This window comes from Corynebacterium sp. KPL2830 (genome assembly GCF_040225635.1).
Lineage (GTDB): Bacteria > Actinomycetota > Actinomycetes > Mycobacteriales > Mycobacteriaceae > Corynebacterium.
Genome location: NZ_JBEHFR010000018.1, coordinates 1 through 20,051, shown reverse-complemented (window position 1 = coordinate 20,051; position 20,051 = coordinate 1). Strand labels below are relative to the sequence as shown.

Genomic DNA, 20,051 nt, shown 5'->3' with positions numbered 1-20,051 from the left:
CAAGGCGGGCCTGGCCCGCCCTTTGTGGTTACGGATACTGAGGGCTTTGAGCACCGTCTTGGAATCGTCTCCAGCATCATGCGCTTGGCTGACCGGCTACCAGAACTCAGCGGCCTTAAACGCTACGAGTTGGGTGAGTTTGTCTATGTCCTCCGCTTCGAGGACGCGATTGCAGTTCTAGACCACGGATTGCATCTCTTTCATAAGGAGAATCGGCGGGTGGTGGACCGCGATTATGCGTGGAAAAGGATAGAAAAATGCCGCCCCGGCGAGGAGCTGGAAGTACTCCTCGAGGGCGGCGATTATGCGCGATTGGGCAAGGTGGTTGAGGTCCTTGTTGCTGAGACCCCAAACCCCTTATTCAGCTAAATCCTTCATCGGCTTAACCTTGGTGAAGTGCAGCTTATAGCTGGTATCCAAGTCAGCGTTTGGGAAAGCCTCCCGGAAGTCGCGTTCATTGGTCTCCACAGCATCAGTCAGTCTCTCCAGCGGGGTATCTGGGTTAGCAACCACCGTGTACTGCAGCGTTGGGCGGGCGCGGTCGTATGCAACCAAGCGGTCTACGCGTTCCACTCCATCGAGCGAGTCCAGATCCTTGGCCACCGCGGTGGCGATGGCGTTCATGGATGCAGAGATTGCGCCTTGTTCATTGGAGGCTGCGGATTCCACATTATTAAAGCGGCGGTGACGAAGGTTCACGACGATGAGCCACAAGCCAATGATGAGCAGCAGGGCAGAGGCGCCAGCCAAGACCCACACCCACCAATTATTATCGCCCAAAGTGCGCCACGTATCGTGGTCTACCCACTCGGCCAAGTACTCAGCAAATTCCACATTGAAGTTAATGAGGATCGGCCATACACCTAGCGCGATGAGGATAATTCCAAGCAAGCCGAGGAGGATTCGGTCAAAGGTAGCAAGCTTTTTAGACATGATTATCCATCTCCGGAATCTTCTCTACGGCTACGGTGACCTTGGGTGGGTCTGCAAGGACCTCTAAAGCGCGGGTGACAGCCTTTTCCACGCGCCCAGGCAAATCGGCGTCTTGCTCATCGCCATTAACGGTGACCTTCGCGCTCTTGGTATCCGCCGAAGTCTGCGCGGAAGCAACTCCCGGAACACGGCGTGCTGCAGCAGAGCTCAATCGCGCGACATCAACTGGCCGCATCCACATGGAAGCGGACTCGGAAGCGACCTGGGTGTGGGTATTGCGACGGGTCTTTACCGCAGCGAATACAAAGATGAGACCAACCACGATGGAAGCCACGCCAGCCCAGATCATCCACGTCTCTAATTGCTCGGTGGCAATAAGATCAAGGACCGGCTGAACCCACGATTGGGCATTGGCATCTGCTCCGACAAGCCAGGTTTCGCGGACACCCACAATGCCAATGGCAAGCAGAACGAAACCCAGAATTACGGTCCACGTGCGCACTGCAGGAGACGCCTTGGGCCGCTGCCCGAAATGCTCAGGCAAATTCATTTCAGCCATTATTGCCTCCTTGCTCGTGGTACGGGGTAATGGAAATGGCACGCAGCGGCTCAGGCCGTGGCGCATAGACGTGCAACGGGCGCTGGCTAGCTGGCGATACCTCAATGCGCTTTAGCGGTTCCTGACGCGGGGTCTGAACCTTGCGCAGGGACGCGGGCCTAACGGTCCGCACGCGTTGCTCGCTTCGGGAATTGTCGATCTCGATCTTGCGCAGCGGCTGCGGGCGCGGTGGCTGCACCTTGCGCAGGGGAGCCGGGCGGGCAATGCGAACGCGCTTTTTCTGTTCTGAATTGTCGATCTCGATTTTGCGCAAAGGCTGCGGACGGGGAACAGAGACCTTTGCCTTTTTGACAAAGGGGCGTACCTGTCCGCTCGGAAGCAACCTGCCAGGGCGCGGAGCGCGAACGCTGCGTACCTGCTCTGGGCGTGGTTCGACGATGCGACGCAGTTCGTGATCTTCTGGAGCGCTAATTTCTAGCAGCTGGTGGTCTGGAAGAGCAGCGGAAATGCTGCGTACCGATGCTTCTCGCGGCGTATCGACGGAGCGCACTGGCGTGTCACCAGAGGATGTCGATACTCCGCGAACCGCAACTTCCTTTCCAGAAGAAATTTCGCGGATTTCCGCCTCTTGCGGGGTGTCGACGTTGCGAACCGTGGCTTCTTCCGGAGTCTCGATGCTTCGCACTTCGACCGAGTCCTGAGTAACGGGTTGGGTCACGGTAGAAGGACTGACCTCCGGGGTAAAAGCTGAAGCGGCAGGACGCTGCGCAAGCTGTTCTGCGGTAACCCGGGTATCCGGAACCGATTCACCGACGGTGACATTAACGCGGGTGGTGGAATAGCCGGTATGGGCAGCAATAGCCTCTGAAATGGCGGCACGCGTACTTTCCGCGACTGCGGTAACCGGAGACGGCCACACCACAGCGATGGTCGCGCTCACGGCAGCGACTTCACGCTCTGGATCCATCTGTACCGAAACCCGTGGATAACCGCGTCCGCCAATGCCAGCAAGCTTGGCATCTAAATCTTTTGTGCCAGGCACGCTAGCAATTGCGGCGGTCACGATTCGTTCCATGGTCCGCAGCGAGAAACGCGTGTGGCCCTTAGTGGAACCTTCTGACATTAGCCTTGGCCTTTCTCCTTGCCAATGAGGCCATTCCACACAGCGCTGAGGTCGATGCGGCCATCAAAGTGGGAGCCCAAGAGGCCACCGACGGCAGCAAGCAGCACGGCGAGCAGCGTCCAACCCCAACCTAAGTACAAAAAGAAGGCAAGTAGTAGGCCGATAACAATGCCCAATGTGGTGTAATTCTTCATATCTAATCCTTCGAGGGAGCAGCGGATAAGCCATCTACGGCGTCAGAAAACTCAACGTCGACGCGTTCCAGCTCCGTACATGCCTTGCGGGCGGCCGAGCGGATTTCTTCCGCTAGGCGGTACAGATCAGGCTGCGCACTGATATCAACACGGACGTTGATTTGCAGGTGGCGATCGTCGCGGGGATCGGGCCGGCGCATGCCGGTAACCCTTTCGCCCGGGAAGAGTAGGCTCACCGAGCCGTAGGGTCCGCCGTCAAGGCCCGCGACACCGTTGAGCTTTTGCACCGCTTCCGCAATTGCGTGAGCGTGGCTTACCTCGAGCTCAAATTGTGCTCGGGGTTCAGGCATTGTTCTTATGCCTGGCCCTGGTTCAGTGCAGCCTGCTCTTCAGACTCGGAGTCTTCCTTCGGCAGCTTGACATTGTGAACAACAACATCAACGCGTTCTACGGTCAGGCCGGTCATGCGCTCGACAGCGTTCATGATGTTGCGGCGGATTGCCTCAGCCAGCTCGTGGATAGCAACACCGTACTCAGCGGTGATGGCGATCTCGATCTTTGCGGAGCCGTTTTCTACCTCTACGTCAACACCCTGGCGTACGTCCTCGGATGCACCGAAGGACTCGCGGATGGTGCCCATCATGCGAGCGCCGCCGCCACCGAGGGAGTCAACGCCGGAAACTTCGCGGGCTGCAATGCCAGCGATCTTGGAAACAACGACGTCATCAATGGTGGTGGTGCCGTACTGAGTCTCCAGGTTGTTGTTTACCTCGCGCTCTTCAGAAGCGGCAACGTTGTTCTCAGAGTGCTTTGCAGGAGTGTTGTTCTCAGACATGGTCTTTAAGGCCTTTCCTTAAATATTGACTTGCATGGTCGCAATATGAAATTGAAGGACCAAGAACCAGCGGTTCAAAATCCTTCCTTGAGCGTACCTACCGCTTAACCACACGTGGGGTCTGGGACAACAATATTTACCAAAACGTGATTATTGGCACTATTGCTGGGATGGTTTGAAAAACACCAGCCCATCGTGCTTAAATACATAGGTTGCTTTAACAGGGCAGCGCGAACCGGTAACGCACCGTCTTAGACACGGTGCATATCGGCGAGGCGCTGAGCTGGTAAAGCGAACATGACACCTTCGTTGTCACCGTGGATCAGGATTTTCCTGAAACACAGACTGGAAGGTCATCCGATCGGGCTAGGTCCGCGCTAGAGCAGAGACACCCCGAGACGATGGACCGGAGAAGGGGCATGGCAAATAAACAGCGGCAGTTAGCGAATAGGACACTCTCCACGTGTAATGCGTGAAAACCGTCCTCTTCACAATACTTTGACTACGGGTCTTGTGCCCCGTCAGGAGCACTGCAGACTGGCATTTGCCATGTGCTGTATCTCTTGGTTGTCATGACAGTCAGACCACTGGCGTTGTGTCAGGCCCCAAGCCCGGACAACGTTATAGAGAAATCGAGAAGCAATTTCCCACCGCTTCACGCCCCGGAAACGCCGGGAATGTGAAAGTGGGGAAGCGAGGAAGAGGATAAGCGTGGCGGGACAAAAGATCCGCATTCGGCTGAAGGCCTATGACCACGAGGCAATCGACGCTTCTGCAAAGAAGATCGTCGAGACCGTTACCCGTACGGGTGCTCGTGTAGTTGGCCCAGTGCCGCTCCCAACCGAGAAGAACGTGTACGCAGTTATTCGTTCTCCGCACAAGGACAAGGACTCTCGCGAGCACTTCGAGATGCGCACGCACAAGCGCCTGATCGATATTCTCGACCCGACCCCGAAGACCGTTGATGCTTTGATGCGCATCGATCTTCCGGCAAGCGTCGACGTGAACATCCAGTAAGCGACTTTGGTGGAGAACTAATAATGAGTGAAAACGAGATCAAGGGCATTCTGGGCAAGAAGCTCGGCATGACCCAGGTCTTCGACGACGAAAACCGCGTTGTTCCGGTTACCGTCGTTGAAGCAGGGCCATGCGTTGTCACCCAGATTCGCACCCCCGAAATCGATGGCTACAGCGCCATCCAAATCGCCTTTGGCGAGATTGACCCACGCAAGGCAAACAAGCCTGAGTCTGGTCACTTCAAAAAGGCTGGCGTAACCCCGCGTCGTCACGTTGCGGAAATCCGCATGGACGACACCTCCGCATACGAGGTTGGCCAAGAGGTCAAGGTAGACATCTTCGAAGACATCACTTTCGTTGACGTCACCGGCCAGACTAAGGGCCACGGCTACGCTGGTGCTATGAAGCGCCACGGCTTCCAGGGTCAGGGCGCAGCTCACGGTAACCAGGCCGCTCACCGCCGCGTTGGTGGTATCGGTGGCGCTGCTACCCCGGGCCGCGTCTTCAAGGGCAAGCGCATGGCTGGCCGCATGGGCCACGACCGCGTGACGACCCAAAACCTGAAGATTCAGAAAGTCGATGTCGAGTCCAACCTGCTGCTCATCAAGGGTGCTATCCCTGGTGCGCGCGGTGGCCTCGTCACCGTTAAGACCGCAGTGAAGGGCGGTGCACACGCATGAGCAACCTCAAGCTAGACGTCCACACCTCCGAAGGTAAGACCAATGGCTCCGTGGACCTGCCGGCTGAAATCTTTGACACCGAGGCATCCGTTGCTCTGATGCACCAGGTAGTCAACGCACAGCTTGCTGCTGCTCGTCAGGGCACCCACGCCACCAAGACCCGCGGCGACGTCCGCGGTGGTGGTCGCAAGCCTTTCCGCCAGAAGGGCACCGGTCGTGCGCGCCAGGGTTCCATCCGTGCGCCGCACTACACCGGCGGTGGCACCGTCCACGGCCCGCAGCCACGTAGCTACGCACAGCGCACCCCTAAGAAGATGATCAAGGCTGCTCTCTTCGGTGCGTTGTCTGACCGTGCTCGCAACGAGCGCATCCATGTCATCGAAGAGTTGGTTCCTGGCCAGAAGCCGTCCACCAAGGCGGCCAAGGCTTTCCTCGAGTCCCTGACCGAGCGCGACAACGTGCTGCTGGTTATCGGCCGCGAGGACATCAACGCCCGTCGTAGCGCTAATAACCTGCCGAACGTTCAGATCTTGGACGCCGGTCAGCTCAACACCTACGACGTTCTCTACTCCGATGACGTTGTGTTCTCCGTTGAGGCGCTACACACCTTCATCACTCGCGCTACCGGCGCGGATAAGGAGGAGAACTAATGGCTAAGATTTCTAACCCGCGCGATGTCATCATCGCCCCGGTTGTATCTGAGAAGTCCTACGGTCTGATGGAGCAGAACGTCTACACGTTCTTCGTCTCCCCAGACTCCAACAAGTCCCAGATTAAAGATGCCGTCGAGCAGATCTTTGACGTGAAGGTCGACTCCGTGAATACCGTAAACCGTGCAGGTAAGCGCAAGCGCACCCGCACCGGCTTCGGTCAGCGTAAGTCCACCAAGCGCGCATACGTGACGCTCCGTGAAGGCAGCGACTCCATCGACGTCTTCGGCGCAGGCGCTTAAGCGCCACCGGAGAGCCGAAAGGAAAAGGAAGAATTATGGCTATTCGTAAGTACAAGCCGACAACTCCGGGTCGCCGCGCATCCTCCGTATCTGAGTTCGACGAGATCACTCGCTCGACTCCGGAGAAGTCCCTGCTGCGCCCGCTGAGCAAAACCGGTGGTCGTAATAACTACGGCCGCATCACCACCCGCCACATCGGCGGTGGACACAAGCGCCGTTACCGTCTGATCGACTTCCGTCGTAACGACAAGGACGGCATTCCGGCAAAGGTCGCTCACATCGAGTACGACCCGAACCGCACCGCAAACATTGCATTGCTGCACTACGTAGATGGCGAGAAGCGCTACATCATTGCGCCGAAGGGCCTGAAGCAGGGTGCTGTTGTCGAGTCCGGCGCGAACGCAGATATCAAGGTGGGCAACAACCTGCCGCTGCGCAACATCCCGACCGGTTCGATCATCCACGCTGTTGAGCTCAAGCCGGGCGCTGGCGCTAAGCTGGCTCGTTCTGCTGGTGCTTCCATCCAGCTGCTGGGTAAGGAAGGCAAGTACGCCGTTCTGCGTATGCCGTCTTCTGAAATCCGCCGCGTGGACATCCGTTGCCGCGCAACGGTTGGTGAAGTTGGCAACGCCGAGCAGATGAACATCCGCTGGGGCAAGGCCGGCCGCATGCGTTGGAAGGGCGTTCGCCCGACCGTCCGTGGTGTCGTTATGAACCCGGTTGACCACCCACACGGTGGTGGTGAGGGAAAGACCTCCGGTGGTCGCCACCCAGTGTCCCCATGGGGTCACAAGGAGGGTCGCACCCGCAACCCGAACCGTTACTCCAACAACATGATCGTGCGCCGTCGTCGCCCGAACAAGAAGCGCTAAGAGGAGGTAAACAATGCCACGCAGCCTTAAGAAAGGCCCGTTCGTCGATGAGCACCTCCTCAACAAGGTGGATGCTCAAAACGATGCAGGCACCAAGCAGGTCATCAAGACCTGGTCTCGCCGCTCGACCATTCTCCCCGATTTCATCGGACACACCTTCGCCGTCCACGACGGCCGCAAGCATGTGCCGGTCTTTATCGAGGACTCCATGGTCGGCCACAAGTTGGGCGAGTTTGCACCAACCAAGACCTTTAAGGGTCACGTCAAGGATGACAAGAAGGGACGTCGATAAGCGATGAGTGAGACCATCACCTCCGCATCCGCCACGGCCCGCAACGTCCGCGTTACCCCGATGAAGGCACGTCGTGTGCTCGATCTGGTCCGCGGCAAGTCCGTAAGCGAAGCTTTGGCAATCCTGAAGTACGCACCACAGGGTGCTTCCAAGCCAGTTGCAAAGGTCGTTGCTTCCGCAGCCGCTAACGCTGAGAACAACTTCGGCCTCGACCCACGCACCTTGGTCATCTCCGAGGCATACGCCAACGAGGGACCGATCATGCGTCGTTTCCAGCCGCGTGCACAGGGTCGTGCATTCATGATTCGTAAGCGCACCAGCCACATCACCGTGGTTGTCGAAAGCCAGCAGGAAGGGGCCAAGTAATGGGCCAGAAGATCCATCCTCACGGCCTACGTTTGGGCATCACTTCCGACTGGAAGACCCACTGGTTCGCGGATAAGGACTACGCGAACTACGTAGCCGAAGACATCAAGATTCGTAACTACCTCAACAAGGGTCTCGAGCGTGCCGGCATCGCCGACATCGTCATCGAGCGCACCCGTGACCGCGTCCGCGTGGACATTCACACCGCCCGTCCGGGCATCGTGATCGGCCGCCGCGGTGCTGAGGCTGACCGCATCCGCCGCGAGCTGGAAAAGCTCACCGGCAAGATGGTTGCCCTCAACATCCTCGAGGTCAAGCAGGTAGACGCAAACGCAACCCTCGTTGCTCACTCCATCGCGGAGCAGCTGGTTAACCGCGTCGCATTCCGTCGTGCAATGCGCAAGGCTATCCAGTCCGCTATGCGCCAGCCACAGGTTAAGGGCATCAAGATTCTGCTGTCCGGCCGCCTGGGCGGTGCAGAAATGTCCCGCGTCGAGCGCTACCACGAGGGCCGCGTTCCGCTGCACACTCTTCGCGCCGAGATCGACTACGGCACCGCAGAGGCCCACACCACCTTCGGCCGCATCGGCATCAAGGTGTGGATCTACAAGGGTGACGTCGTCGGTGGCGTACGCGAGTCCGAACTGAACGCTCCGGCACAGGGCCGTGGCCGTGGTGACCGCAATGGTCGCTCCCGCCGCGGTGGCCAGCGCCGCCAGCGTGCACAGCAGAAGCAGGAGGGCTAATCCATGCTGATTCCTAAGCGTGTTAAGTACCGCCGTCAGCACCGCCCGAGCCGTCGTGGCGTATCCAAGGGCGGAAACCGCATTAACTTCGGCGATTACGCAATCCAGGCACTGGAGCCTGCGTACATCACCAACCGTCAGATTGAGGCCGCACGTATTGCCATCAACCGCCACGTTAAGCGTGGTGGCAAGGTGTGGATCAACATCTTCCCGGACCGTCCGTTGACCCAGAAGCCGCTCGGTGTTCGTATGGGTTCCGGTAAGGGCCCGGTTGAAAAGTGGGTGGCTAACGTGAAGCCTGGCCGCGTACTTTTCGAGATGAGCTACCCAACTGAGGCTGTTGCAATCGAGGCTCTGCGCCGCGCTGGCCAGAAGCTTCCTTGCAAGGTCCGCATCATCAAGAAGGAGGACCAGTTCTAATGGCAACCGGTACCCCCGCCCACGAGTTCCGTGAGCTCGACAACGCAGAGCTGGAAACCCGTCTGAAGGATGCGAAGGAAGAACTGTTCAACCTTCGTTTCCAGAAGGCCACCGGCCAGCTGACCAACAACCGCCGCATCGGCACGGTTAAGCGCGACATTGCCCGCATCTACACCGTTCTGCGCGAGCGCGAGCTGGGCCTGTCTGTCGCTCCGGGAGCTGAGGCTTAATCATGAGTGAGGCTAACGTGACTGAATCCAAGAAGGGACCAACTCCGAAGAAGGAGAAGGTCAAGGGTGCTCCTAAGGTCCGCACCGGCTACGTCGTCTCGGACAAGATGTCCAAGACCATCGTTGTCGAGTTGGAAGACCGTAAGCAGCACGCTCTGTACGGCAAGATCATGCGCTCTAACAAGAAGGTTAAGGCGCACGATGAGGAAGAAACTGCAGGCGTAGGCGATCTCGTACGTATCGCTGAGACCCGCCCGCTGTCCAAGGACAAGCACTTCCGTCTCGTAAAGATCATCGAGAAGGCTAAGTAAAACCTAGCCAGCGCAGCCTCTGTACCGGACCATATGGTTCGATACAGGGGCCTTTAGCTGTTTTAGAGCTCTTAAGGCCGGGCCCTTCCGTAGAACCAGTAGGGCACCCAGGTGACGTCGTCGGAAGAAAGGCCCCAATCTCTCACCGCGAGGCCCCGGACCTTCTTCGCCAAGTCCCCCTCGCCGGAGACCCACACGTATCCTGGCGTCGGCGCACCGGCATAATCTGCTTTCAGCGCGGCAACGACAGAATCCGCCTCCTTGTGCGGCTCGGTGCGAAGGACACGCAGGCTACGCACGCTGGGCTCCCACCTGGCCGCGAGCCCGGGCTCTACTTCGTCATCGCTGGTCACTACGGCCATAACGTCGGTGCGGCTGAGCATCGCCGGGTTATGGTCCTCTTGGTAGGCCAGGATATGCCGCAGGGCCGGCAGGGCGGAGGCATCGGCGACCAATAGTTGTGCTGCTTCGGTTGGCCGCCACAGCTCGTTGCAGGTAAAGAACCCCGCTGTATCGCCGGGTTGCGCGCGCAGAATCCATCGCGAGCCGGGCCCGGAATCGCCGTGGGTGACTACGTCGACATCGATAGTGGCCTCCTCGGGGTGGAGCGCGCGGATGGTGTACCAGCGCAGGTCCGGCCGCGTCTCCTCGTCTATAGCGGCGACGGCGGCTCGGAGGTTAACGCCGTCGACGGGGAAGGGCGTAAATTCCTGCCCGGTTTGGGGCATGACAAGGCCAAAGAATTCATCGGGGCCGGCGAGGTCATACGTCCGGAACGCCTCGGCATGAAACGTCAGGCGGTGCAGGCGCGGCCGGATCAGTTCATTCGCGGTCAGGGTAACGGGAATCAGTTGGTGTTCAGGCATCGGGGACGATTGTAGGGAACAGCTCATGCATCCAACATACTCGTTCGAAGCTAAGCCTTGCCTAATCCTCCAATTCGGGTCTAGGATCAACAACGTCAATTTCTTCCTTTTTGAAAGGTCCAGCTTCATGAAGATTTTCGGACGCCGCACCATGGGCGTTGTGGCACTGCTGTCAGCCGGAGCCGTCGCATTAGCCGGTTGCTCGCGTGGTGAGGGCGATGAAAGCACGCAGTCCACCGAGGCCGCCAGCGAAGAGCGCGTGGCTAGCCTGGGCTTGGGGGATGCCGATACGCTGCTCGCCCTGGGCATCACTCCCGTGACGGTGGCGCCGTGGGGCGCTGAGGGCGATGGCGATCCTTCCGGCGTTGGCCCGTGGTCAAAGAAGCTGCTTGGCGATGCCAAGCCTGAGGTCATCTACAACACCGCGACCGGATTTACCGCGGATACCTTCGAGCAGATCACCGCTGCCGATCCCACCAAGATCATTGCTGTGAACCAGGCGGTGGATGCGCGCACGAAGGAATCCCTGGAGGATATCGCGCCGACCACCGTTAAGCCGGATGATTATGAAGACTGGCAGGTTCCCTGGGAGGACCAGGTTGAGGCCATCGCGGATGCCGTGGATAAGGAAGACAAAGGCGATAAACTTATCAAGGACACCGAGAACGCCTTCGAGGAATTCCGCCGCGAGCACACCGAATTGCAGGGCAAGTCCGCAGCCATCGTCATGCCCTATGACGGCAAGATTGGCCTGTACACCGATGAGGATGGGCGCGGCCAGTTCATCGAGGAGCTTGGCATGGAAATCCCTGATGAGTTGAAGGGCGATGGCAGCAGCTTCTTCGTTGACATTGCCCCGGAAAACTACGCAAAGCTCAACCAGGTTGATCACCTCTTTGTCCTGGATTACAACGGCTCTGCCGATGTCTTGAAGAAGGATAAGACCTTCCAGGGCCTCGATGTAGTCAAGGATAAGCGCGTGCGCTACCTAGACACGGATACCGGCAACGCCATGAGCATGCCGAACCCAGTGACCATTCCCTGGGCAATAGATAAGTTTGAAGAGAAGCTGTAATTGTCAGCAACCACGAAGGACGGCCAGACTATCCAGACGGGTCCCACAGCGCAAAACCCCACAGCCACACCGGTGATGGCGCGGGGAAAGGGCCGTAAGACGTTCCTTGTCGCCCTTATCCTCGCCAGCCTGGCGCTGGCGGTGGCGTCCTTGGCGCTGGGTTCCCGTTCCATTCCGCCCGATGAGGTCATCGCCGCGCTGCGCAGGGCAGGCGAGCAGGATATCCGCGATATCGTGTGGAACCTGCGCATGCCGCGCACCTTCTTGGCCTATTTCGCCGGCGCAGCCCTTGCCGTCGCCGGTGTCTTGGCGCAATCGTGGACCAGGAACCCGCTGGCGGACCCGGGCTTTATCGGTATTACCGCGGGCGCGTCGTTCTTCGTTGCCCTAGGCACGGCCATCGGCATTGCTACCACCACCGGCATGCGCACCACCCTCGCGCTTGCAGGGGCGGGCATTACCACGCTGCTGGTTCTGGCCGTCTCGCGGCGGTTTCAGGATCCGCTAACGCTCATTCTCGTCGGCGCCGGTGTCTCCGCCGCCTTGGGATCGGGCGCGGTGATCATCGGCCTGTATTCCACGGACGTCCTCGATAGCATGCGGCGCTGGACCATCGGCTCGACCTTTGGGCGCGGCCCAGAAGACGTTGCCATTGCGGGTATTGGCCTGCTCATTGGCCTCGCGTGCGCGGCGATGGCGGCTAGGCCGCTCGACCTTTTGGCCATGGGGGAGGAGTCCTCGCTCGCCTTGGGCGGGTCTCCCACCACCGCGCGGGTGGGCGCAGCACTCAGCGTCGTGGTACTGGCCGGCAGCGCCACGGCGGCAACGGGCCCCATTGCCTTCGTCGGCTTCGCCATTCCCCACATCGTGCGGCGGGCGGTTGGCCCCAGCGTTGCCACGATGATCCTGCCCTCTGCTCTCCTGGGCGGTTGCGCCGTGCTCGCCGCCGATATCATCGGCCGGCTCATCGTCGGTAACTCGGAGCTAGAGATGTCTATCGTGCTTGCCATCGTGGGCGCGCCCTTCCTCATTTGGGGCGCCCACCGCGGCGTGGGTAGATCGTGGGGCGATAACGCATGACAACAATTAGCAGTATCCTGCAAGCGCAGCAGCGCCGCAGGCACGTCCGCGTGCTAGCCTCTACGCTCGTATTTGGCCTCATCGCACTTGCCGCCTACCTGGTATTACTGGGGCAAGGCCCGCTGGAGTTGAGCCCGCGGCAGGTCATCGATGTGCTTACCGGCGGCGGCAGCGAGAGCCACATTAGGGTGGTATGGGACTTGCGCCTGCCGGTCGCCATCGCCACCGTCATCGTCGGCGCCGCCCTCGGCGTGGCCGGTTCGTGGACGCAGACCATGGCCCGCAACCCGCTAGCATCGCCGGATATCCTCGGCGTTACTGGCGGCGCATCGGTCCTGGTGGTGCTGGGCACCGTGCATTCGCGCCCCGGTTTCGCGGACGGTATCCCGGACTTCTGGTGGCGGGCATGCTTGGCGATGTGCGGCGCCCTCCTCGTCGTTATTCTCCTCGCCGTCTTGGGTGGCATCGGCACGAGCAATCGCATCGTCATCGTCGGCATCGCCCTATCGCTGATGTTTCAGGCCATCGTGGCGTATTTGATGCGCAGCGCCCAGATCCAGCGCGCGGCCGAGGCGCAAACGTGGCTGGCGGGATCGACCGGGTTCGTGCGCATGGAGGTCATCGTTCCCCTGCTGGTGGCCTTGGCGCCGTTCCTCGCCATAGGCATCTGGTGCGCGCGGGAGCTGCCGCTGCTTGCCCATGATGATTCCTCCGCGACCACCCTGGGTGTCAATATCACCCGCCAGCGCGCCCTGTTGCTCATCGCGGCAACCGGTATCTGTGCCGTGGTGGTTTCGGTGGTGGGGCCCATTGGATTTATCGCCCTGCTGGCACCGCACCTGGCGCGGATGGTGGCGCGCACGCCTACGCCCTCGCCGGTGGCATCGGCAGCCGCGGGCGCAGCGCTGCTGACCGTGTGCGCCGTCATCGCTGGCGCGATTCCGGTCAATGCCCCGGTGGGCGCGGTCTCCTCGGTCATCGGCGGCTGTGCCCTGGTGGTATTGGTGTGGAATGCGGCCCGGCGCAGCTAAGCGCCGTGGCGCGGCACAGCGAGGTTCAGCTCAGCGCGCCACCCAAATAGTGCTACACACTCGTACGTGGATGAAGGAAAAGATATGACGGATAATCAGCCCACGCGCTCGAAGCGCCGGTGTAGCCTCCAGGCCACCGGCATCCATGCGGGATATAAGGACGGCGAGGATATCCTCGCCGGCGTTGACCTGGACGCCCGCGCCGGTGAAGTCACCACGCTCATTGGCCCCAATGGCTGCGGCAAGTCCACGCTGCTCAAGACGCTATCTAAGATCCTGGCCCCGCGGCAGGGCAGCGTCATAGTCGGGGAGGCTGACCTGCATGCGATGAACGCGAAGGAAGCCGCGCAGCAGGTGGCACTTCTGCCGCAGCACCCCGTGGCGCCGGATGGGCTGCGGGTAGGCGAGTTGGTCGCGCGCGGGCGCCACCCCTATCAGGGCAGGATGCGCGGCCTTTCTCCTACGGACCGAGAGATCATCGCCCAGGCCTGCGAGGCCACGGAGATTGTGGACTACCTCGATCGCGATATCGCCTCCCTGTCGGGCGGGCAGCGCCAGCGCGTCTGGCTGGCTTTGGCGCTCGCGCAAGATACGCCGGTGCTGCTTCTCGATGAACCCACAACCTTCCTCGACCCCGCCCATGCCATGAGCATGCTGGAGCTGGCTCGCGCACAGGCGCGCGCCGGCAAAACAGTGGTTGTGGTCCTGCACGATCTCATGCTCGCGGGCCACTACTCCGATTCCATGGTGGTGATGAAGACCGGCGAAATCATCGCGCGAGGGGCGCCGAAACAAGCGCTGGCTCCGAAGGTATTGGCGCAGGCCTATGGCATCGAGGCGGAGGCCTGGGACGACCCGCTTGGCGATGCCCCCATTATCGTCCCTCGCCGCGTCCTCCCCAGCGACCGCTGAGCGCACCCCGCGCTAAGCGCCAGGAGCGCTTGGTCCGGCTACTGCCGCGCCAACCGGCGGATATCCAAAACCGAAATGGCGATGATGAAGAGGTTGAGCACGCAGCCGACACTCAACAGGAAATTGCCAATGCGGTAGGTACCCGTGCCGACTGCCGCCATGTTGCCGTAAATGTAGATCCAGATTCCCCAGCCCACCAGCAGCACGATGCCGGCGATGCCGGAGAGCAACTTGAGGCTGCGTGGGGAGGCGGGGGCGAAGAACTTAAAGGCGGCATCGATAAGCGCGCCCGCTGCAAGGATGATGCTTACTCCACCCGAGAGCCAGAGGGGGAGTAGGGCTGCGGTGCCGACGACGACGGGGAGGATGAATGCGAGGAATGCTAAGAGGAATAGGCCCAGGTGTATCCACAGCGTGCGCTTGGTATAGCTCATAGGGCAGACTCTACTTCCTTGCGCAGTGGGGGATTGGCGCCGGTGCGGGAGACGGTGATGCCGGCTGCGGTGGCAGCAAAGTGGAGGATATCGCGCCACTCCCCGGCGCTCAGTGCTGCGGCCTTGTCCGCATCGAGGCGGCGTTCATCTAATTGCGCCAAAAGGGCTGCCATGATGGTGTCGCCGGCGCCGATGGTATCGGTGACTTCAACCGCGGCTGCAGGAACGTCGAGAGAAGTATCCCCAGCTCTGACGCTAATTCCGTCGCCGCCGCGGGTGGTGACCACGATGGGTACCTGGTTGGTGAAGTCTTCGCCTAAAAAGTCCACCTCTTCATCCGACAGCTTCAGCACCGAGACGTGTGGCAGCAAATCAGCCAAGAATTTCTTATGCGCATCGGTGGCATAAAAGTGCCGGATATTGGGGTCTAAGGCCACGAGTGTTCCCTGTGCGGCGAAGTCCTTGAGCAGCTGCGCATAGCGCGAAGCGCCTGGTTCCAAGGCCAGGGAGACGGTACCGAAGCAGGCGGTATCGGCCGGAAATAATTTGGGTTCAACGAAGCGATCTGCTGTGCCTTCCACATAAAAGTTATAAGAGGCCGTGCCATTATCCGCGATGGTGGTCACCGCCAGGGTGGTCGGTTCTTCGCCGCGCTGCACGTGGGCGGTTACGACGCCTTCTTCTTCCAAGCGTCGGAATAATTCCTGGCCAAACCCATCGGTAGAAATCCGCGATTGAAATTCCACGTCCGCGCCCAAGCGCGCCGCGGCGATGGCCACGTTGAAGGGGCCGCCGCCCAGCGCCGGGGTGAGGTCATTCAAGCGGCCGGGGGATACCGGAACCAGGTCCACGAGGCCTTCGCCGCACACATGAATAGTCATAGTTCCATAGTATCGGGGACATGAACCACCGACCGAACTTTCACCTCGCCCCACCACTGGGCCGCCTCAATGACCCCAACGGTCTTTTTGTGGATGGCGATATTCTGCACGCATATTACCAGCATGACCCTGCCTTTCCGCACAAGCCCAAGCGGACTGGCTGGGGTCACGCCACCACCACGGTGTCCGCGCCTACTCCATGGCGGCATTATCCCGATGCGCTTTATCCTGACCTGCCCTATGACAAGGATGGGTGCTACTCCGGTGGGGCCGTTGTTGACGGCACGGACGTGTGGCTTTTTTATACGGGCAACTTGAAAGAAGACGGGCGCCGCATCCCGTCGCAGAACCGCGTGCGGGTCATGGACCCCTCTGGGCCGGAAGGCGGGATTTATGTCCGCGATGCCGACAACCCGCTCATCGCTGATTCTCCGGAGGGATATACCGGCCATTTCCGCGATCCCCATATTTCCCGCGCCGGGGAGGGATGGCGCATGGTCATTGGTGCGCAAACGGAAGACGAACGCGGAACCATCGTGCTGTATTATTCACAGGATTTAAGGCAGTGGGAGTTTCAGGGTGAGCTTGTTTTTGATGATCCCGCGCAGCTTCCCGGTGGCTATATGTGGGAGTGCCCCAACCTGCTGACCTTTGGGGATAAACACGTGTTGATCTTCTGCCCACAGGAGGAAACGGACCGGTGCGGCTACGTCGTCGGCACCTTGGACGGGCTTAATTTCCACGTTGAGCGTGGCTTTACCCTTCTGGATCACGGCACGCAGTTCTATGCGCCGCAGGCAACCGAGGAAAATATCTTGCTGGGCTGGATGGGCATGCCCGCTCATGATGAGACGCCAACGCACGGGTGGGTGCATACCTTGACTATTCCGCGGCAGCTGTGGCTGGAGGATAATTACCTGTGCCAAGAACCTCTGTGGTCTGCGCTGCCGGAAACCCGCGGCAGGGAGGGCTATGGCTCGACCATCGATATAACGGGGGAGGGAGCTTATGCGCTTGTCGATGCCACTGGCAAGGAAGCGTTTCGCGTGGTGCAAGGAGGTGGCACCATCTCTTTCAACGACGGTGAGCCGATCGCATGCCCCGATGGAGAAATGCGGCTCATCGCCGATGGCTGCGCCGTAGAAGTCTTTGCCGGTGGCGGTCGCATCGCCGCGTCCTTCGCGGTCTTTGGTGATGCTCCCTGGCATGCATGGGAGCCGCTGGACTAAGACCCTGCGGAACTAGGATCGACAGCTTTTTGCTTTGTGGACATTTGGGCCCAAACAGACTTAAATGGGAAGTAGTCAATCACATTCGGTCACTTAATGTGACCTAAATAACAAAGGTTGGTCCATGGAGCATAAAGAGGTCGCCGCCCGCACCCTGAAGGCATTAGGCGGCGAAGATAATATTATTGCCCTTGCCCACTGCGCCACGCGCTTGCGCATGGTCTTGGATGATTCGGACAAGGTAGATACCGCAGCGCTAGACAACGATCCGGATCTGAAGGGCACCTTCGAAGCCGGTGGTATGTTCCAGGTCATCGTGGGCCCAGGCGATGTCAATATCGTCTTTCAGGAAATGACCAAGTCCATTTCCAAGGACGTCGCCGTGTCCACCGATCGCCTCAAGGATATTGCCGCGGAATCTGGGAACTGGTTCTCCCGTGCGGTCAAGGTCTTGGCCGATATCTTTGTTCCGCTAATCCCCATCCTGCTCGGCGGCGGTTTGTTGATGGCATTAAATAATGTGCTGACCGCGCCGGGATTATTTGGGGATCAATCCGTCATCGAAATGTATCCCTCGTGGGAAGGTTTTGCTGGACTGGTCAATCTCCTGGCATCCGCTCCCTTTGCTTTCTTGCCCATCCTCGTGGGCTTTACTGCTACTAAGCGCTTTGGCGGCAATGAATTCCTCGGTGCTGGCATGGCCATGGCGATGGTCATGCCGGATTTGGTTAGCGGCTATAACGTTGCTGAGGCCATTGATAATGGCGAGATGCCCTACTGGGATATCTTTGGCATCGACGTTGCCCAAGCTGGCTACCAAGGCTCCATCTTGCCCATTCTGGTCATCGCCTGGATCTTGGCGACGATTGAAAAGTTCCTGCACAAGCACCTCAAGGGCACCGTGGACTTCATGCTCACGCCCCTGCTTACCCTACTGGTGACGGGCTTTATTACCTTTATGGGCCTAGGACCCATCTTGCGTACCGCCGGTGAGTGGTTGGGCATGGGGCTGGCCAACTTGTATGACTTTGCCGGTCCCGTGGCGGGCTTCCTTTTCGGTCTGGTTTATTCGCCGATCGTCATTACCGGACTACACCAATCCTTCCCGCCCATTGAGACGATGCTGTGGAATGAGGGCGGTTCCTTCATCTTCCCCATTGCCTCGATGGCCAATATTGCCCAGGGTGGCGTGGCCTTGGCAGTGTACTTCTTGGCGCGTTCCGAAAAGCTCAAGGGCTTGGCCGGTGCCTCCGGTATCTCGGCGCTGTTTGGTATTACTGAGCCCGCGATTTTCGGCGTTAACCTGCGCCTGCGTTGGCCGTTTTATATCGGTATGGCGGCATCAGCCATTGCGTCTACGTTCATCGCCATTTTTGGCGTGCTTGCGGATGCCCTCGGCGCCGCCGGCTTCATTGGTTTCGTTTCCGTTCCGCGCTTTGTCCCAACCTTCTTGCTGTGTGGTGTCATCTCCTTCGCCGTAGCCTTCATCGGGGCCTACCTGTACGGGCGCGTGCTCATCCATCGCAATGGCACCATTGATCCTGATGAAGTTAATCCTCCCGCAGCACAGGCTTTGGCCGCCGAGGCTGCTGCCGCTGGCTCCGCCGGTGAGAATGCCGCGACAATCTTTTCCCCGCTAGAGGGCAACGCCGTGCCCCTATCCAAAGTTGAGGATCCCATGTTTGCCGGGGGCAAGTTGGGCAAAGGCGTTGCTATCGAACCGACCGTGGGCAAGCTCGTCGCGCCTGCCGATGGCACCATCACCGTGACCTTCCCTTCTCACCACGCCTACGCCCTGCGTGTCGAAGACCCAGCGGTGGGGCCGATTGACATCCTTATGCACATTGGCTTCGATACGGTAAACCTCAAGGGCGAACACTTCACCTCGCATGTCAATAAGGGCGATACCGTAAGGCAAGGCGAGGTCCTGGCTGAATTCGATATCGAGGCCATCAAGGAAGCGGGCCTGCCGGTAACGACGCCAGTGGTTGTGTCCAATGCTAAGAAGACTGGCCCCGTTATTCCCACCGCGGCTTTCCGCGAGGGCGAGCTCATCGGTTCTGGGACGGACCTATTTACCGTTGATCCAAAGGCTAGGCAGGAGACTGCGGAGACTTCTACGAAGGAAGCTACGTCTTAAGGGCTGGGGTTTCTGATACAAGAAAGGCTGGGGATAAACCCAGCCTTTTACTTGTTGGTGTTCATTAGGCGCCGTTGCGCCGTTGCCCAGGCTTTGGGCGGCTGGTGTCACCACGGTGACAATGGCTACGGTATCGATCCCCTAGAAAACCATAAGAGACCGCCAAGTCGGTCGCTACCAACACCGGCACGGCTAAGTTTTGCTGTGGGCCAATCGCGTGGGAAATTGCCTTAGGGCTACTCAGGAATACGAGTGCTAACGCACACCTACCGTTTAGTGCAAGAGAATTGAACTATGCGAAGAATCTCCGGCGGGCGGTGAACACGCCGCCAAGCATCATTGCTGCAATGCTGAGGGCTGCTAGGAGCCGAGCGACAGTGTTCGAGCCGGTTTCTGCCGCCATGCCACGCGGAGCCTCAACAGCTGCAGGTGCTTCGGCTTCCACCGGTGTTTCGACGGGGGCCTGCTCAGGAGCCGTTTCCTCGATTGCGCCACTTTGAGCGATTACTTCTTCTTTGTTGTTTTTGATCATTTCTTGGGAGGCGGCTTTCTCTTCTGGAGTAGGCTCCAAGTGAGTCCGAGATTGATCTCTGATGTAGGCAATGCCGTCCTTGGCGAGGTACCACGTCACGCCACCGATTACGAGAACTGCTGCTAAGGCAGCAATTCCAATTCCACTTTGCGCCTGAGCGTTTGCTTCCGGCGTAGGGGCGGTGGGTGTGACGCCGAAGGCGAGGGCGCCAGCTAACGCAGTGGCGGTCAGAACTTTAGGTATGCGATTCATTTTTGTCCTTAGGGGGGTGTTCCTATATAGTTTGTCAATCTCGCGGGTGGGGCGGACGGGGGCGGATCCTCAACTCGGGATTTTTTAGG

The 20,051-nt window shown here is 59.5% G+C and carries 28 protein-coding genes; 18 read left to right on the top strand and 10 right to left on the bottom strand.

Going from position 1 to position 20,051, the window contains the following annotated elements:
- The first annotated feature begins 24 nt into the window (after positions 1–24).
- Positions 25–369 carry a hypothetical protein gene (locus ABRP87_RS07555; RefSeq protein WP_349868235.1) on the top strand — a complete coding sequence of 115 codons (345 nt, stop codon included), beginning with the start codon at positions 25–27 and terminating at the stop codon, positions 367–369.
- Here the strand turns inward: ABRP87_RS07555 and amaP are convergent.
- Genes amaP through ABRP87_RS07525 form a run of 6 tightly spaced genes read right to left on the bottom strand, consistent with a single transcriptional unit; the run spans position 358 to position 3,644 of the window.
- Positions 358–933, bottom strand: a complete 576-nt coding sequence (gene amaP, locus ABRP87_RS07550; RefSeq protein ID WP_023025173.1) for an alkaline shock response membrane anchor protein AmaP — start codon at positions 931–933, stop codon at positions 358–360. The genes ABRP87_RS07555 and amaP overlap by 12 nt on opposite strands.
- Positions 926–1,492, bottom strand: coding sequence for a DUF6286 domain-containing protein (locus ABRP87_RS07545; RefSeq protein ID WP_023025174.1), 567 nt, complete (start codon positions 1,490–1,492; stop codon positions 926–928). Before ABRP87_RS07545 ends, amaP begins: the two co-directional genes overlap by 8 nt.
- The gene (locus ABRP87_RS07540; protein ID WP_349868234.1) at positions 1,485–2,615 is read right to left on the bottom strand and encodes an Asp23/Gls24 family envelope stress response protein; all 1,131 of its coding nucleotides are present in this window, start codon (positions 2,613–2,615) and stop codon (positions 1,485–1,487) included. Before ABRP87_RS07540 ends, ABRP87_RS07545 begins: the two co-directional genes overlap by 8 nt.
- A complete protein-coding gene (locus tag ABRP87_RS07535; RefSeq protein WP_023025176.1) occupies positions 2,615–2,809 on the bottom strand; it encodes a hypothetical protein in 195 nt (64 codons plus the stop codon). Before ABRP87_RS07535 ends, ABRP87_RS07540 begins: the two co-directional genes overlap by 1 nt.
- Before the next feature lie 2 nt (positions 2,810–2,811).
- A complete protein-coding gene (locus tag ABRP87_RS07530; protein WP_023025177.1) occupies positions 2,812–3,159 on the bottom strand; it encodes a Rossmann-fold NAD(P)-binding domain-containing protein in 348 nt (115 codons plus the stop codon).
- A gap of 5 nt (positions 3,160–3,164) precedes the next feature.
- On the bottom strand, positions 3,165–3,644 hold the full coding sequence (locus tag ABRP87_RS07525; protein ID WP_005276899.1) for an Asp23/Gls24 family envelope stress response protein: 480 nt from the start codon (positions 3,642–3,644) through the stop codon (positions 3,165–3,167).
- Between the two features lie 711 nt (positions 3,645–4,355).
- Here ABRP87_RS07525 and rpsJ point away from each other — a divergent pair.
- From rpsJ to rpsQ, 11 genes are read left to right on the top strand one after another with little or no spacing between them, the layout of a single operon-like run.
- Positions 4,356–4,661, top strand: coding sequence for a 30S ribosomal protein S10 (gene rpsJ / locus ABRP87_RS07520; protein ID WP_005286760.1), 306 nt, complete (start codon positions 4,356–4,358; stop codon positions 4,659–4,661).
- Positions 4,662–4,684: 23 nt separating this feature from the next.
- Positions 4,685–5,341 carry a 50S ribosomal protein L3 gene (gene rplC, locus ABRP87_RS07515; RefSeq protein ID WP_349853299.1) on the top strand — a complete coding sequence of 219 codons (657 nt, stop codon included), beginning with the start codon at positions 4,685–4,687 and terminating at the stop codon, positions 5,339–5,341.
- Positions 5,338–5,991: a 50S ribosomal protein L4 gene (rplD, locus tag ABRP87_RS07510; protein ID WP_005281229.1), complete on the top strand. Its 654-nt coding sequence runs from the start codon at positions 5,338–5,340 to the stop codon at positions 5,989–5,991. The genes rplC and rplD overlap by 4 nt, the downstream gene beginning before the upstream one ends.
- Positions 5,991–6,293: a 50S ribosomal protein L23 gene (gene rplW / locus ABRP87_RS07505; protein ID WP_005276934.1), complete on the top strand. Its 303-nt coding sequence runs from the start codon at positions 5,991–5,993 to the stop codon at positions 6,291–6,293. The genes rplD and rplW overlap by 1 nt, the downstream gene beginning before the upstream one ends.
- Before the next feature lie 35 nt (positions 6,294–6,328).
- Positions 6,329–7,165: a 50S ribosomal protein L2 gene (rplB, locus tag ABRP87_RS07500; RefSeq protein WP_349862043.1), complete on the top strand. Its 837-nt coding sequence runs from the start codon at positions 6,329–6,331 to the stop codon at positions 7,163–7,165.
- A 13-nt stretch (positions 7,166–7,178) separates the two neighbouring features.
- Entirely contained in the window at positions 7,179–7,457 is a 279-nt protein-coding gene (gene rpsS, locus ABRP87_RS07495; RefSeq protein WP_005276936.1) for a 30S ribosomal protein S19, read from the top strand.
- Positions 7,458–7,460: 3 nt separating this feature from the next.
- Complete coding sequence (rplV, locus tag ABRP87_RS07490; RefSeq protein WP_349868233.1) at positions 7,461–7,823, top strand: 50S ribosomal protein L22; 363 nt, start codon at positions 7,461–7,463, stop codon at positions 7,821–7,823.
- Entirely contained in the window at positions 7,823–8,569 is a 747-nt protein-coding gene (gene rpsC / locus ABRP87_RS07485) for a 30S ribosomal protein S3 (protein WP_005276941.1), read from the top strand. The genes rplV and rpsC overlap by 1 nt, the downstream gene beginning before the upstream one ends.
- A 3-nt stretch (positions 8,570–8,572) precedes the next feature.
- Positions 8,573–8,989 carry a 50S ribosomal protein L16 gene (rplP, locus tag ABRP87_RS07480; protein WP_005276943.1) on the top strand — a complete coding sequence of 139 codons (417 nt, stop codon included), beginning with the start codon at positions 8,573–8,575 and terminating at the stop codon, positions 8,987–8,989.
- On the top strand, positions 8,989–9,219 hold the full coding sequence (gene rpmC / locus ABRP87_RS07475; RefSeq protein ID WP_005276944.1) for a 50S ribosomal protein L29: 231 nt from the start codon (positions 8,989–8,991) through the stop codon (positions 9,217–9,219). The genes rplP and rpmC overlap by 1 nt, the downstream gene beginning before the upstream one ends.
- Positions 9,220–9,221: 2 nt before the next feature.
- Positions 9,222–9,530 (top strand): 30S ribosomal protein S17, encoded by a 309-nt coding sequence (gene rpsQ, locus ABRP87_RS07470; protein ID WP_023025182.1) that lies wholly within the window; start codon positions 9,222–9,224, stop codon positions 9,528–9,530.
- A 71-nt stretch (positions 9,531–9,601) separates the two neighbouring features.
- On the opposite strand, the gene ABRP87_RS07465 is transcribed toward rpsQ, so the two are convergent.
- Positions 9,602–10,396 (bottom strand): siderophore-interacting protein, encoded by a 795-nt coding sequence (locus tag ABRP87_RS07465; RefSeq protein WP_349862042.1) that lies wholly within the window; start codon positions 10,394–10,396, stop codon positions 9,602–9,604.
- 127 nt (positions 10,397–10,523) lie between these two features.
- On the opposite strand from ABRP87_RS07465, the gene ABRP87_RS07460 reads away from it, so the two are divergent.
- From ABRP87_RS07460 to ABRP87_RS07445, 4 genes are all read left to right on the top strand, one after another.
- The gene (locus ABRP87_RS07460; protein WP_349868232.1) at positions 10,524–11,471 is read left to right on the top strand and encodes an ABC transporter substrate-binding protein; all 948 of its coding nucleotides are present in this window, start codon (positions 10,524–10,526) and stop codon (positions 11,469–11,471) included.
- The gene (locus ABRP87_RS07455; RefSeq protein ID WP_349868231.1) at positions 11,472–12,551 is read left to right on the top strand and encodes a FecCD family ABC transporter permease; all 1,080 of its coding nucleotides are present in this window, start codon (positions 11,472–11,474) and stop codon (positions 12,549–12,551) included.
- Positions 12,548–13,582, top strand: coding sequence for a FecCD family ABC transporter permease (locus ABRP87_RS07450; protein ID WP_349868230.1), 1,035 nt, complete (start codon positions 12,548–12,550; stop codon positions 13,580–13,582). Before ABRP87_RS07455 ends, ABRP87_RS07450 begins: the two co-directional genes overlap by 4 nt.
- An 84-nt stretch (positions 13,583–13,666) precedes the next feature.
- Positions 13,667–14,494: an ABC transporter ATP-binding protein gene (locus ABRP87_RS07445; protein WP_349868229.1), complete on the top strand. Its 828-nt coding sequence runs from the start codon at positions 13,667–13,669 to the stop codon at positions 14,492–14,494.
- A gap of 38 nt (positions 14,495–14,532) precedes the next feature.
- Here ABRP87_RS07445 and ABRP87_RS07440 read toward each other — a convergent pair whose 3' ends face one another.
- Both ABRP87_RS07440 and ABRP87_RS07435 read right to left on the bottom strand, forming a co-directional pair.
- A complete protein-coding gene (locus tag ABRP87_RS07440; RefSeq protein WP_023016742.1) occupies positions 14,533–14,928 on the bottom strand; it encodes a hypothetical protein in 396 nt (131 codons plus the stop codon).
- Positions 14,925–15,809, bottom strand: a complete 885-nt coding sequence (locus ABRP87_RS07435; protein WP_349868228.1) for a carbohydrate kinase family protein — start codon at positions 15,807–15,809, stop codon at positions 14,925–14,927. Before ABRP87_RS07435 ends, ABRP87_RS07440 begins: the two co-directional genes overlap by 4 nt.
- Positions 15,810–15,829: 20 nt before the next feature.
- Between ABRP87_RS07435 and ABRP87_RS07430 the strand changes: the two genes are divergently transcribed.
- Both ABRP87_RS07430 and ABRP87_RS07425 read left to right on the top strand, forming a co-directional pair.
- Positions 15,830–17,038 (top strand): glycoside hydrolase family 32 protein, encoded by a 1,209-nt coding sequence (locus ABRP87_RS07430; RefSeq protein WP_349868227.1) that lies wholly within the window; start codon positions 15,830–15,832, stop codon positions 17,036–17,038.
- Between the two features lie 124 nt (positions 17,039–17,162).
- Positions 17,163–19,178: a sucrose-specific PTS transporter subunit IIBC gene (locus ABRP87_RS07425; RefSeq protein ID WP_349868225.1), complete on the top strand. Its 2,016-nt coding sequence runs from the start codon at positions 17,163–17,165 to the stop codon at positions 19,176–19,178.
- Positions 19,179–19,470: 292 nt separating this feature from the next.
- On the opposite strand, the gene ABRP87_RS07420 is transcribed toward ABRP87_RS07425, so the two are convergent.
- Positions 19,471–19,962: a hypothetical protein gene (locus ABRP87_RS07420; RefSeq protein WP_349868224.1), complete on the bottom strand. Its 492-nt coding sequence runs from the start codon at positions 19,960–19,962 to the stop codon at positions 19,471–19,473.
- Positions 19,963–20,051: the final 89 nt, after the last annotated feature.

Excerpts from the sequence above, each read along its gene's own strand:
- ABRP87_RS07460 (WP_349868232.1), top strand. The coding sequence starts at position 10,524 with ATGAAGATTTTCGGACGCCGCACCATGGGCGTTGTGGCACTGCTGTCA.
- ABRP87_RS07435 (WP_349868228.1), bottom strand. The coding sequence starts at position 15,809 with ATGACTATTCATGTGTGCGGCGAAGGCCTCGTGGACCTGGTTCCGGTA.
- rpmC (WP_005276944.1), top strand. The coding sequence starts at position 8,989 with ATGGCAACCGGTACCCCCGCCCACGAGTTCCGTGAGCTCGACAACGCA.
- rplD (WP_005281229.1), top strand. The coding sequence starts at position 5,338 with ATGAGCAACCTCAAGCTAGACGTCCACACCTCCGAAGGTAAGACCAAT.
- ABRP87_RS07545 (WP_023025174.1), bottom strand. The coding sequence starts at position 1,492 with ATGGCTGAAATGAATTTGCCTGAGCATTTCGGGCAGCGGCCCAAGGCG.
- ABRP87_RS07425 (WP_349868225.1), top strand. The coding sequence starts at position 17,163 with ATGGAGCATAAAGAGGTCGCCGCCCGCACCCTGAAGGCATTAGGCGGC.
- amaP (WP_023025173.1), bottom strand. The coding sequence starts at position 933 with ATGTCTAAAAAGCTTGCTACCTTTGACCGAATCCTCCTCGGCTTGCTT.
- rplW (WP_005276934.1), top strand. The coding sequence starts at position 5,991 with ATGGCTAAGATTTCTAACCCGCGCGATGTCATCATCGCCCCGGTTGTA.
- ABRP87_RS07445 (WP_349868229.1), top strand. The coding sequence starts at position 13,667 with ATGACGGATAATCAGCCCACGCGCTCGAAGCGCCGGTGTAGCCTCCAG.
- rplV (WP_349868233.1), top strand. The coding sequence starts at position 7,461 with ATGAGTGAGACCATCACCTCCGCATCCGCCACGGCCCGCAACGTCCGC.
- ABRP87_RS07530 (WP_023025177.1), bottom strand. The coding sequence starts at position 3,159 with ATGCCTGAACCCCGAGCACAATTTGAGCTCGAGGTAAGCCACGCTCAC.
- ABRP87_RS07540 (WP_349868234.1), bottom strand. The coding sequence starts at position 2,615 with ATGTCAGAAGGTTCCACTAAGGGCCACACGCGTTTCTCGCTGCGGACC.
- ABRP87_RS07440 (WP_023016742.1), bottom strand. The coding sequence starts at position 14,928 with ATGAGCTATACCAAGCGCACGCTGTGGATACACCTGGGCCTATTCCTC.
- ABRP87_RS07450 (WP_349868230.1), top strand. The coding sequence starts at position 12,548 with ATGACAACAATTAGCAGTATCCTGCAAGCGCAGCAGCGCCGCAGGCAC.
- rplC (WP_349853299.1), top strand. The coding sequence starts at position 4,685 with ATGAGTGAAAACGAGATCAAGGGCATTCTGGGCAAGAAGCTCGGCATG.
- rplB (WP_349862043.1), top strand. The coding sequence starts at position 6,329 with ATGGCTATTCGTAAGTACAAGCCGACAACTCCGGGTCGCCGCGCATCC.
- rplP (WP_005276943.1), top strand. The coding sequence starts at position 8,573 with ATGCTGATTCCTAAGCGTGTTAAGTACCGCCGTCAGCACCGCCCGAGC.
- ABRP87_RS07430 (WP_349868227.1), top strand. The coding sequence starts at position 15,830 with ATGAACCACCGACCGAACTTTCACCTCGCCCCACCACTGGGCCGCCTC.
- ABRP87_RS07525 (WP_005276899.1), bottom strand. The coding sequence starts at position 3,644 with ATGTCTGAGAACAACACTCCTGCAAAGCACTCTGAGAACAACGTTGCC.
- ABRP87_RS07465 (WP_349862042.1), bottom strand. The coding sequence starts at position 10,396 with ATGCCTGAACACCAACTGATTCCCGTTACCCTGACCGCGAATGAACTG.
- ABRP87_RS07535 (WP_023025176.1), bottom strand. The coding sequence starts at position 2,809 with ATGAAGAATTACACCACATTGGGCATTGTTATCGGCCTACTACTTGCC.
- rpsS (WP_005276936.1), top strand. The coding sequence starts at position 7,179 with ATGCCACGCAGCCTTAAGAAAGGCCCGTTCGTCGATGAGCACCTCCTC.
- rpsC (WP_005276941.1), top strand. The coding sequence starts at position 7,823 with ATGGGCCAGAAGATCCATCCTCACGGCCTACGTTTGGGCATCACTTCC.
- ABRP87_RS07420 (WP_349868224.1), bottom strand. The coding sequence starts at position 19,962 with ATGAATCGCATACCTAAAGTTCTGACCGCCACTGCGTTAGCTGGCGCC.
- rpsQ (WP_023025182.1), top strand. The coding sequence starts at position 9,222 with ATGAGTGAGGCTAACGTGACTGAATCCAAGAAGGGACCAACTCCGAAG.